Annotated in this window: 11 protein-coding genes; 2 read left to right on the top strand and 9 right to left on the bottom strand. The window is 42.1% G+C overall.

Annotation, left to right across the window (positions count from 1 at the left end; all coding sequences use genetic code 11):
- Positions 1–161: 161 nt before the first annotated feature.
- The 7 genes from OCV72_RS15790 to OCV72_RS15760 all read right to left on the bottom strand — a co-directional run bounded on the left by OCV72_RS15790 (position 162) and on the right by OCV72_RS15760 (position 6,003).
- Positions 162–1,172: a GGGtGRT protein gene (locus tag OCV72_RS15790; protein ID WP_028087576.1), complete on the bottom strand. Its 1,011-nt coding sequence runs from the start codon at positions 1,170–1,172 to the stop codon at positions 162–164.
- 40 nt (positions 1,173–1,212) lie between these two features.
- The gene (locus OCV72_RS15785; protein WP_006426700.1) at positions 1,213–1,905 is read right to left on the bottom strand and encodes an iron-sulfur cluster assembly scaffold protein; all 693 of its coding nucleotides are present in this window, start codon (positions 1,903–1,905) and stop codon (positions 1,213–1,215) included.
- Between the two features lie 259 nt (positions 1,906–2,164).
- A complete protein-coding gene (gene pgsA, locus OCV72_RS15780) occupies positions 2,165–2,707 on the bottom strand; it encodes a CDP-diacylglycerol--glycerol-3-phosphate 3-phosphatidyltransferase (RefSeq protein WP_006426701.1) in 543 nt (180 codons plus the stop codon).
- Positions 2,707–4,029, bottom strand: coding sequence for a 30S ribosomal protein S12 methylthiotransferase RimO (rimO, locus tag OCV72_RS15775; RefSeq protein ID WP_055284811.1), 1,323 nt, complete (start codon positions 4,027–4,029; stop codon positions 2,707–2,709). Before rimO ends, pgsA begins: the two co-directional genes overlap by 1 nt.
- A 182-nt stretch (positions 4,030–4,211) precedes the next feature.
- Positions 4,212–4,460 (bottom strand): DNA-directed RNA polymerase subunit omega, encoded by a 249-nt coding sequence (gene rpoZ, locus OCV72_RS15770; protein ID WP_022416085.1) that lies wholly within the window; start codon positions 4,458–4,460, stop codon positions 4,212–4,214.
- A gap of 4 nt (positions 4,461–4,464) precedes the next feature.
- The gene (gene gmk, locus OCV72_RS15765) at positions 4,465–5,085 is read right to left on the bottom strand and encodes a guanylate kinase (RefSeq protein ID WP_006426704.1); all 621 of its coding nucleotides are present in this window, start codon (positions 5,083–5,085) and stop codon (positions 4,465–4,467) included.
- A gap of 36 nt (positions 5,086–5,121) precedes the next feature.
- Positions 5,122–6,003 carry a YicC/YloC family endoribonuclease gene (locus OCV72_RS15760; protein WP_006426705.1) on the bottom strand — a complete coding sequence of 294 codons (882 nt, stop codon included), beginning with the start codon at positions 6,001–6,003 and terminating at the stop codon, positions 5,122–5,124.
- A gap of 126 nt (positions 6,004–6,129) precedes the next feature.
- Between OCV72_RS15760 and OCV72_RS15755 the strand changes: the two genes are divergently transcribed.
- Positions 6,130–7,869 (top strand): Rqc2 family fibronectin-binding protein, encoded by a 1,740-nt coding sequence (locus OCV72_RS15755; RefSeq protein WP_055284810.1) that lies wholly within the window; start codon positions 6,130–6,132, stop codon positions 7,867–7,869.
- Between the two features lie 31 nt (positions 7,870–7,900).
- Here OCV72_RS15755 and OCV72_RS15750 read toward each other — a convergent pair whose 3' ends face one another.
- On the bottom strand, positions 7,901–9,190 hold the full coding sequence (locus OCV72_RS15750) for an ATP-binding protein (RefSeq protein WP_055284808.1): 1,290 nt from the start codon (positions 9,188–9,190) through the stop codon (positions 7,901–7,903).
- Positions 9,191–9,255: 65 nt separating this feature from the next.
- Positions 9,256–10,386 (bottom strand): prephenate dehydratase, encoded by a 1,131-nt coding sequence (gene pheA / locus OCV72_RS15745; RefSeq protein WP_055284806.1) that lies wholly within the window; start codon positions 10,384–10,386, stop codon positions 9,256–9,258.
- A gap of 205 nt (positions 10,387–10,591) precedes the next feature.
- Between pheA and OCV72_RS15740 the strand changes: the two genes are divergently transcribed.
- Positions 10,592–11,128 (top strand): nitroreductase family protein, encoded by a 537-nt coding sequence (locus tag OCV72_RS15740; protein WP_055284804.1) that lies wholly within the window; start codon positions 10,592–10,594, stop codon positions 11,126–11,128.
- Positions 11,129–11,144: the final 16 nt, after the last annotated feature.

Raw genomic sequence — 11,144 nt, 5'->3', positions numbered from 1 at the left:
CCCTTGCCTTCGGCTATATCCTTCCCACTACCGGGCGGATTCGGGACTTTAACCCTTTAGAAACGTGCGCCGCTAGGCGCACATCACTAAAAAAAGAGAGAACATTTTTGTTCTCTCTTTTCAAATCCGGCCTATACAAGCCAAACTAAATATTCAATTTCTTAGAACTTACCAGCCTTAGCTGCTTCTTCTACGGAAACGGCAACTGCAACAGTCATACCAACCATCGGGTTGTTTCCTGCTCCGATCAGTCCCATCATTTCTACGTGAGCAGGTACTGATGAAGATCCTGCGAACTGTGCATCTGAGTGCATACGTCCAAGAGTATCTGTCATACCGTAAGAAGCTGGACCTGCAGCCATGTTATCTGGGTGAAGTGTACGTCCTGTACCACCGCCTGATGCTACTGAGAAGTACTTCTTGCCCTGCTCGATACATTCTTTCTTATATGTACCTGCAACCGGATGCTGGAAACGTGTCGGGTTTGTAGAGTTACCTGTGATAGATACGTCTACGCCTTCTTTGTGCATGATTGCAACACCTTCACGTACGTCGTTAGCACCGTAGCAGTTAACTTTAGAACGGAGTCCGTCAGAGTAAGAGATTCTCTGTACTTCTTTCAGTTCTCCTGTGTAGTAATCATATTCTGTCTGAACATATGTGAATCCGTTAATTCTTGAGATAATCTTTGCAGCATCTTTTCCAAGACCGTTCAGGATAACACGAAGAGGTTTCTTACGAACTTTGTTAGCCTTCTCTGCGATACCGATAGCACCCTCAGCAGCTGCGAATGATTCATGACCAGCCAGGAATGCGAAACACTCTGTATCTTCTTCCAGAAGCATCTTTCCTAAGTTACCATGTCCAAGACCTACTTTTCTCTGATCAGCAACTGATCCAGGAATACAGAAAGCCTGAAGTCCCTCTCCGATTGCTGCTGCAGCTTCTGCTGCTGTCTTACATCCTTTTTTGATTGCAATTGCTGCACCTACGATGTATGCCCAGCATGCATTTTCAAAACAGATTGGCTGAATACCTTTGATCTGATTGTATACATCAAGTCCGGCATCCTTTGTGATCTGCTGTGCTTCTTCGATAGAAGAAATACCATAACCAGCCAATACTTCATTGATTTTATCAATTCTTCTTTCATATGATTCAAATAAAGCCATTAATTTATCCTCCTGATTAAATTACCTTAAAATATTGAGATTACTCCTTACGTGGGTCGATGATCTTAACTGCATCTGCAACACGTCCGTACTGTCCTTTTGCTTTCTCCCAAGCTTCGTTTGGAGTGTCTCCAGCTTTTACGAAGTCTGTGAATTTTCCAAGGCTTACGAACTGATATCCAATGATCTCATCGTTCTCATCAAGAGCGATACCTGTTACATATCCTTCTGCCATTTCAAGGTAACGAGGACCTTTCGCTAATGTGCCGTACATTGTACCAACCTGTGAACGAAGTCCTTTTCCGAGGTCTTCCAGTCCGGCTCCGATAGCAAGTCCGTCTTCAGAGAATGCACTCTGAGTTCTTCCGTATACGATCTGCAGGAATAACTCACGCATTGCTGTATTGATAGCATCACAAACAAGGTCTGTGTTTAATGCCTCTAAAATAGTTTTTCCTGGAAGAATCTCAGAAGCCATAGCTGCTGAATGTGTCATTCCTGAACATCCGATAGTCTCAACGAGAGCCTCCTGGATGATACCGTCTTTAACATTCAGTGTTAATTTACAGGCACCCTGCTGAGGAGCACACCAGCCTACACCATGTGTAAAACCAGAGATATCTTTAATTTCCTTAGCCTGAACCCATTTTGCTTCTTCCGGAATCGGAGCTGGTCCGTGGTTTGCACCCTGAGCTACCGGACACATCATTTCTACTTCCTGTGAATAAATCATTTTAAAACTCCTTTCAACTATGTAAGTTTGCTTATCGTAAGGTTTGTTATCTCTTTAACATCCATACTTGTATTTATTTTCTCATATATTTCGACATTCGTCAATTGATTTTTCTCTACATTTTTGTATGGAATTTTCTCTTTTTTTGGCACAATTTGCAAAAGGTTCTTCTCGGGGAAATACCATTCCCGAAGAAGAACCTTCTCATATTTCTTTCAAAAGAATCCTTATCTGCCTTTTTTACAAATTTCTTCTGAGCCTACATACCGCCCTGTGTCAGTACCTGTACATTCTTTGCAATATAATCGATCAAAGATACGATTGTAAGTACCAGAGATACCCAGATCAGTACCTGTGCGATCATGTTAAATGCACCGCCAAGATCTGCGATCAGAAGGATCAGCATGAACATCTGGGATACCGTTTTGAATTTTCCCCAGTAGCTTGCAGCGATCACAATATCGTTGTCTGCTGCTACCAGACGGAATCCGCTGATGATAAATTCTCTTGCAATAATTACGATTACAAACCATGCCTGCAGTTTTCCAAGCGGGATCATGCAGATCATAGCCGAACATACAAGCAGTTTATCTGCCAGCGGATCCATAAACTTTCCGAAATTGGTTACAAGATTTCTGGCTCTGGCGATCTTTCCGTCCAGCATATCTGTAAGACTTGCCACGCAGAAAATAATCAATGCGATCCATTTGTTTGCAGCTCCGCCCACGCCTGTCAGCATGAAAAACACAAAAAACGGAACCATGATTACTCTTAAAACAGTTAACTTATTTGGTAAATTCATTACATCAGCTCTCCTATCAAATCATATTCTGCTGCTCCGGTAACTTTCACTTTTGCGAAATCACCAGTCATCAGTTCTTCATCGGTATTTACAAAAATCAGTCCGTCTACATTCGGTGCATCGCGGTAAGTTCTTCCGACATATGCATTCTCATCGGCAACTTTTCCTTCGATCATAACCAGTACTTCTTTTCCGATCATATCTTCTGCCTGATCGAATACAATCTCCTGCTGCAGCTCCATAATATCTGTCTGACGGTCTTCTTTTACTTCTTCGTCGATCTGATCCGGCATGGTCGCCGCCGGAGTATCTTCTTCCGGCGAATAAGTAAATACGCCCAGTCTTTCAAATTCCATCTCATCTACGAATTCCATTACTTCTTCATGCTGCTCCTGTGTCTCCCCTGGAAAACCGGTGATCAACGTTGTACGAAGTGCGATGTCCGGAATCTCTTTTCTCAGTTTTGTGATCGTATCGATCAGCTGTTGCTTGGAAGTTCTTCTTCCCATTCTCTTTAAGATCGCATCGCTTGCATGCTGGATTGGGAGATCCAGATAATGACAGATCTTCGGTTCTTCTTTCATTACCTGTATCAGATTGTCATCAATCTCTTCCGGATAACAGTACAGAAGGCGGATCCAGCGGATTCCTTTGATCTGACATAACTCTTTCAGAAGCTTATGCAGGGATTTTTCACCGTAAATATCCTGTCCATATACCGTTGTCTCCTGTGCAACTAGGATCAGTTCTTTTACGCCCTGGTCAGCCAGTTCCTGTGCTTCTTTGATCAGACGCTCCATCGGTACACTGCGGTAATTTCCACGGACTTTCGGGATAATACAGTATGTACAGTGTTTGTCACAGCCTTCTGCAATCTTCAGATATGCATAGTGACCTCCGGTCGTCACAAGTCTCTTTGTCTCCGGAAGCGGCAGCGCATCGATATCGGCAAGTTCTACTTCTGATTTACCTTCCAGTGCTTCTTCTACTGCTTCTACAATCTTATCATACGAAGTCGTCCCAAGCACTACATCAACTTCCGGGATCTCATCAATAATCTCCTGCTTATATCTCTGTGCCAGACATCCGGTTACAACCAATGCCTTTAATCTTCCTTCTTCTTTATATCTTGCCATATCCAGAATCGTCTGGATACTTTCTTCTTTTGCGTCATGAATAAAACAACAGGTATTAATCACCATAACATCTGCCTGTGTCTCATCATCAACAATCTGGTATCCTTTCGCATCCAGAAGTCCAAGCATGACCTCTGAATCTACCAGGTTCTTATCACAGCCAAGTGATACGAAAAATATATTCATTCGGTTCTCCTTTTTATTTATTTCTGATTTTTGCAGTATGCATTCTATTCGGCACACATCTTTGCTATCTTGCTATATCCAGTTCAAGAAAGGCAGACACCTTGCGGCATCTGCCTTTTGTATCTCAGTCAGCAATGTGTCTGAAAGAATCCGTCTGCAACGGATCCTTAAGGTGTCAGATTTTATTCTTCTTCCTCTTCATCCTGTGCAATAATCGTCATCTTTCCCTGATTCATCTCATCAATTGCAATAGAAAGCGGCTTTTCGCCAACCTTTGCATCAACGAGCGGCATAGATCCGTCAATAATCTCTCTTGCTCTCTTTGCTGTAGCCATAACGATGGAATAACGGCTGTTAACTACCTTTGTTTCGCCCTCTTCAACGTCTTTATTTACTACTTTCATTAAGTCTGTGTAAGATGGATGTAACATACACTTATTCTCCTTTCAATTCTTCTTTCATATGCTCTATAAATTCAGCGTTACGGAAACTTCTTCTGTGCTCACCCTGGATGATCTGATGCATCTCTTCTACGCATTCCTGCAAGTCATCATTTATGATCAGATAATCATATTGATCCATCTCCAGTGCTTCTTCTTTCGCACGGTTCATGCGGAATTCGATCACGTCCATTGTCTCTGTTCCACGGCCCACCAGACGGCTCTTAAGTTCCTCTGCGCTCGGCGGTGTTACAAACAAAAGCAGTGTATCCGGGAATTTTTCTTTTACTTTCAACGCTCCCTGAATTTCTATCTCAAGAATCACATCTTTTCCTGCCTCTAACTGCTCCTCTACATATGCACGCGGCGTTCCATAGTAATTATCCACGTACCTAGCATACTCTATCAGTTCTTCTTTCGCAATCATTTTTTCAAAATCTTCTACAGTTTTGAAGAAATATTCCCGTCCGTCTTCTTCTCCCGGACGCGGATTTCTGGTGGTGGCGGAAATAGATAATGCATAATTATCATACTGTTTTAACAGCTCTTTCATAATGGTTCCCTTACCGGAACCTGAAAAACCTGATACAACGATCAGAATCCCTTTTTCTCTCATTTGGATACCCTCTTTTAATCTTCTTAACAATCTGATTTATTCAATATTCTGTATCTGCTCTCTGACTTTCTCAATCTCTGTCTTAAGTTCGATTCCGATATTGGAAGTCTCCAGATCATTCGCCTTCGAAAGAATCGTATTCGCTTCACGGTTCATCTCCTGTGCAATGAAATCAAGCTTACGTCCGATTCCACTGTCATCAGACTGAAGGGTTGCCTTCATATGTTCCACATGACTTCTCAGACGTACCACTTCTTCATCGGTACAGATCTTGTCCGCAAAGATCACGATCTCTGATGCAATCCGTCCCTCATCGATCTGTGTGTCCTCCAGAAGTTCTTTTACTTTTCCTTCTAGCTTTTCTCTGTACTCCGCAATGATCTTCGGTGCACGTTCTTCAATCTGTCCGACCAGTTCAAGCATACCGTCCAGCTTCGCGATCAGATCCTTCTTCAGATTCTCTCCCTCTACGGTTCTAGTCTGTACGAACTGTGCGATCGCACCATCCAGTGCTTTCTTAAGTCCTTTCCACAGTTCTTCTTCATCATCCATCTTCTCTTCCATTGTGAGGACTTCCGGATAACGGGACAATGTGGATACACGGATGTCATTCTCCAGTGAGAATTTTTCTTCCATCATTTTAAACTTTTCCAGATATTCTGCTGCCAGTGTCTCATTGTATTTTAAAGAGACCTGACTCTCTGAAAAGTCTTCATATGTAATAAAGATGTCCACCTTTCCACGATGAACACTTTCCTTTAAAAGGCTTCGAATGGCACTTTCAAAAAAATTAAGCTTCTTCGGCATACGGATATTGGCATCCAGATAACGATGATTCACTCCCTTCATCTCAACCGTGAATTTACGTTCCTCATCAGCCGCTTCGCAGCGTCCGAATCCTGTCATACTCTTAATCATGATATGATCCTCTTCTTATTCATTATTTAAAATAAACCAGCATTTATTATAAGACATTTGGCAAAGTTCGTCAACTATGCTATACTAGACAAATATGAAATTCTGTAAGGAAAGGAAGGTCTTTTTATGGCTTTTGACGGAATCACAGTCGCAGCAGTCGTTCAGGAATTAGAACATACTCTGGTCGGCGGACGTATCTCCAAGATCGCCCAGCCAGAAAATGACGAACTGCTTTTAACAATAAAAGGAAATGAAGGACAAAAAAGGCTCTATATCTCTGCCAGTGCTTCTCTTCCACTTATCTATTTAACCAACGAGAACAAACCAAGTCCGATGACAGCTCCTGGATTCTGCATGCTTCTGCGCAAGCATATCGGAGGCGGACGGATTACCGCAGTCTCCCAGCCGTCACTCGAGCGTATCATCCACCTGGATATTGAGCATCTGGATGAGATGGGTGACTTGTGCAGGAAAAAACTGATCATCGAGATCATGGGAAAACACAGCAACATTATTTTCTGTGATCTGAACGGACGCATCATCGACAGTATCAAGCACGTCTCTGCACAGATGAGTTCGGTACGTGAAGTATTGCCAGGACGCGATTACTTTATTCCGGATACGATGTCGAAAAAGAATCCGATGACGGCTACGCAGGAAGAATTCATTTCGGCAATCCTTGCAAAACCGATGACGATATCCAAAGCAATCTATTCCAGCATGACAGGTATCAGCCCGGTCATTGCCGAAGAGATCTGTTATCTTGCAGGTGTGGACTCTTCCATGACGGCGCATGATCTTTCCGAAGATGTACTGACACATCTGTACCGTCAGTTTACCTATTATATGGAGGACGTAAGACAGGGAAATTTCCATCCTTCTATTTATTATAATGGAAATGCACCAAAGGAATTCAGTGCCCTTCCGGTCACACATTTTAACGAATATACAAAAAAAGAGTTCTTTTCCATCTCGGAAGTCCTCTATACGTATTATTCCACACGTAACACACTGACCAGAATCCATCAGAAAAGTGCAGATCTCCGGCATGTTGTCCAGACAGCACTGGAACGGAACCGCAAAAAATACGATCTTCAGTCCAAGCAGTTAAAGGGAACGGAAAAGCGTGACAAATATAAAGTTTACGGAGAACTGATCAATACTTACGGCTATAATCTGGAACCGGGATCAAAAGAACTGACTGCCCTGAATTATTATACCAACGAAGAGATTACTATCCCGCTTGATCCGACACAGACTCCGGGCGAGAATGCACAACGTTATTTTGCAAAATACAACAAACAGAAGCGTACATTTGAAGCATTGACGAAGCTGATCCAGGAAACTGCCGATGATATCCAGTATCTGGAATCTATCAGCAACGCACTTGACATTGCTCTGAACGAAGCGGATCTTGCTCAGATCAAAGAGGAACTGATGCAGAGCGGCTATATCCGCAGAAAACATACGAAGAAAAAAGTTAAACTGACCAGCAAACCAATGCATTACATTTCCAGTGATGGTTATGATATGTACGTTGGAAAGAACAACCTGCAAAATGAAGAACTTACTTTTTCTTTTGCCAATGGCAATGACTGGTGGTTCCATGCAAAAGGTGCTCCGGGATCTCACGTTATCGTCAAAAGCGGCGGGGATGAACTTCCGGACCGTACCTTTGAAGAAGCAGGTCGTCTGGCCGCTTACTACTCTAAAAACCGTGGAGCAGACAAAGTGGAGATCGACTATATCCAGAAAAAACATGTCAAGAAACCGAACGGGGCAAAGCCGGGATTCGTTGTTTACTATACAAACTATTCTCTGGTCATTGACTCCGATATTTCAAATATAAAAAATGTGCAGGATTAATTTCTGCACATTTTTTACAATACATTACATTTTATCTGGTTCCGGCCAGATAATCGATAAACTGCTGGGCAGTTCTTCCGGATAATCCACCGTGACTTAATTCCCATTTATTTGCTTCCAGGAATAATTCATCGTCTGACATGTCAATTCCGTTTTTCTTTGCCAGTTCACGCACAATCTCCTGGAACTGTTTCTTATCCGGCTTTCCAAAGTATATAGTAACACCGAATCTTGCCACCAGAGACAGTTTTTCCTGAACGGTATCATTTGTATGAAGTTCTTCATCTCTGTCTTCTTTATCTTTGAATGTCTCGCGGATCAGATGTCTTCTGTTTGAAGTTGCATAGATCAATACATTATCAGGCTTCTTTTCAAGTCCGCCTTCGATCACAGCTTTCAGATATTTATATTCAATCTCGAATTCTTCAAAAGAAAGATCATCCATGTAAATGATAAATTTGTAATTGCGATTCTTAATCTGTGCGATCACATCATTCAAATCCTGGAACTGATGTTTGTATACTTCGATCATACGCAGTCCCTGGTCATAGTACTGGTTCAGGATTGCTTTGATAGAAGAAGATTTTCCTGTTCCCGCATCACCGAACAGCAGACAGTTATTTGCTTTCTTTCCCTCAACAAATGCTTTTGTATTATCGATCAGTTTTTTCTTGGCGATCTCGTATCCTACCAGATCATCCAGATGTACGTGCGCAATCTTTGTGATCGGTTCGATCAATGCCCCCTCTTCTGTGTGCGCAATACGAAATGCTTTGTGAAGTCCAAGTTTTCCGACACCGAATTCCTTGTAAAACTGTGTTATAACAGCTTTAAATTCTTCTGCCGTCTCTGCTTTTGCAAGTGATTTGCTCAGATCGCAGATACGATCCCGGATTCTTTGGTTGAACACACTTCCGTGTCCGCTTGTTCCCACATAATCATGCAGCATGGAAATACAGTCAACGCCCATCACACTTTCCATATCTGCGAAGTCATAATCAAATAATTCTTTGAATATTTCGAAATCGTGCAGTGCAACCTGATTGATGCTTCCATCTACCGATCCGACAATTTCGCAGGATGTACTGTAAGCATTCTCATGGCTTGCCATCAGGTAAGTCAGATAATTATGCCAGAGATCACCCTCGAATCCATGGCTGACTGCCATCTCCAGGATCTCGTTGACTGCATCATATAACAGTCCTTTCATATCTTCCATATTATAATAGTCATTCTGATAATTCTCGATCAAGAATGTGATATCCTGCAGAATCTGTCCGTTCTCCATATGTTTATATAACATCAGTTCATTTGTTCTCATCGTCTTTCCTCCAATATATATCCATTCTGCCTCTGCCTGATGACCTCGACGTTGTGTTTTTTCTTTTAATAATTTCCAAGAATTCTCAAGTTTCTGCTTTCCTCACGCAAACCACGGATTGCATTCTTTACTGCCGGATCTGCAAGATTTCCCTCAAAATCAATGAAGAAGCGGTATTCCCAGCTTTTTCCTTCCATTGGTCTTGATTCAATCTTAGTCATATTCAGATCATTGTATGCAAAATGCGACAGCAGATGATAAAGAGAACTGCTTTCATGTGGAAGTTCCAGGCAGATACTGATCTTTGTTGCATCCTTCAGGAATACTTTCTGATTGGTGATCACGATAAATCTGGTAGAATTGTTCTTTTCATCATTGATATTATCTGCAAGCACGGACAGACCATACACAGATGCCGCATATGCACTGCACACTGCCGCATGGCGCTTATCCTGATCTTCCAGGATCTTCTTTGCCGCCAGTGCGGTATTTGCCACACTGATCTGCTGCCAGTCACCATGATCTCCCAGAAAATGTGATGCCTGCATCAATGCTTCTGCCTTGGAATATACTCGTTCAATCTCTGAAATGTCTGTCCCCGGTAATCCGGACAGCGTATTTTTAATCGGAATGATCGTCTCTCCGACAATATAATTTTCAAATTCTACCAGCAGATCATAAATCTCATTGACTGCACCTGCTGTCGAATTTTCAATCGGAAGCACCGCATAGTCGGCTGCACCTTCTTCGATTGCTTCCATTGCTTCCCGGAACGTATGTACATGATAATTATTACAGTCTTTTCCGAAATAATGCTCCATAGCAGCCTGACTGTAAGCACCTTCCGTCCCCTGAAAGACAACTCTGGCTGTATCTTTATCTAGAAGATCAATTCCTATAAACGGCAGTCGTCCAAGTGCTCCAGCCTCAACCAGCTGCTTATACTGCAGCTTTCTGCTGATTGCAAGAAGCTGCTCATACACTTCCCCGATGCCCTTTTTATTAATATCGGATGATACCTTGTTCATCACGTCTGTTATAGTATTTTTTTCACGCTGACGGTCAAACGTCTTATAGCCATTTTCAATCTTACAGATTCCGATCTCTTCACAGAGTTTCATCCGCTCTTCGTAAAGTTCTACGATCTTGTCATCTACACTGCCAAGCTGTGCCCTAAGCTCTTCCAATGATGCCATATACTCTCTCCTTTATGTATATTATGCAGAAAATCTGCAAATCTATTAAATTATAATACATTCTTTCCATAAAATCTACCCATCCGTATCATAGCATTTCAAAAAATTACATAGATTAAATTTCTTTAAAAATTATTTCAAGACATTGAAAATCCATGTTAAATATTATATGATGTATGAAAGATTTGAAAACGGAGGTGAAACCATGAATACAATTGAATGTATGAAAACAAGACGCAGTATTCGCAAATTCAAACCTGATTCTGTAAATCATGCCACATTAGAATCTGTGATCGAGGCGGCATCTTATTCTCCATCTTGGAAAAACACCCAGATCACACGTTATACAGCAATTGAAGATTCTTCTGTTCTTGATAAAATCGTTACCGATTATACCCCAGATTTCAATGCAAAAATTATAAAGCAGGCACCGATGCTGATAGCAGTTACTTTCAAAAAAGGCCGTTGCGGCTTTGAACGTGACGGTTCTTACAGTACCAAAAAAGAAGACCGCTGGCAGATGTTCGATGTAGGCGCCGCCTGCCAGACATTTTGTCTCGCCGCACATGATGCCGGTCTCGGAACTGTTATTATGGGAATCTGGGATGAAGACGGTATCACAGATCTGCTGCAGATTCCGGAAGACCAGGAACTTGCCGCTCTCATCGCGATCGGACATCCGGATATCGATCCGGACACACCTAAGAGAAAATCCGTAAGTGATTTATTAACTTATTTATAAAACAGGAGGTTTTTAC

The organism is Dorea amylophila (assembly GCF_025567265.1).
GTDB lineage: Bacteria > Bacillota > Clostridia > Lachnospirales > Lachnospiraceae > Dorea_A > Dorea_A amylophila.
Note: the sequence above shows the minus strand (reverse complement) of the source record. Positions and strands in the feature narration are given on the sequence as shown.

Bases quoted from the DNA above. Each gene is read 5' to 3' on its own strand.
- OCV72_RS15790 (WP_028087576.1), bottom strand. From the start codon at position 1,172: ATGGCTTTATTTGAATCATATGAAAGAAGAATTGATAAAATCAATGAA.
- OCV72_RS15785 (WP_006426700.1), bottom strand. From the start codon at position 1,905: ATGATTTATTCACAGGAAGTAGAAATGATGTGTCCGGTAGCTCAGGGT.
- pgsA (WP_006426701.1), bottom strand. From the start codon at position 2,707: ATGAATTTACCAAATAAGTTAACTGTTTTAAGAGTAATCATGGTTCCG.
- rimO (WP_055284811.1), bottom strand. From the start codon at position 4,029: ATGAATATATTTTTCGTATCACTTGGCTGTGATAAGAACCTGGTAGAT.
- rpoZ (WP_022416085.1), bottom strand. From the start codon at position 4,460: ATGTTACATCCATCTTACACAGACTTAATGAAAGTAGTAAATAAAGAC.
- gmk (WP_006426704.1), bottom strand. From the start codon at position 5,085: ATGAGAGAAAAAGGGATTCTGATCGTTGTATCAGGTTTTTCAGGTTCC.
- OCV72_RS15760 (WP_006426705.1), bottom strand. From the start codon at position 6,003: ATGATTAAGAGTATGACAGGATTCGGACGCTGCGAAGCGGCTGATGAG.
- OCV72_RS15755 (WP_055284810.1), top strand. From the start codon at position 6,130: ATGGCTTTTGACGGAATCACAGTCGCAGCAGTCGTTCAGGAATTAGAA.
- OCV72_RS15750 (WP_055284808.1), bottom strand. From the start codon at position 9,190: ATGAGAACAAATGAACTGATGTTATATAAACATATGGAGAACGGACAG.
- pheA (WP_055284806.1), bottom strand. From the start codon at position 10,386: ATGGCATCATTGGAAGAGCTTAGGGCACAGCTTGGCAGTGTAGATGAC.
- OCV72_RS15740 (WP_055284804.1), top strand. From the start codon at position 10,592: ATGAATACAATTGAATGTATGAAAACAAGACGCAGTATTCGCAAATTC.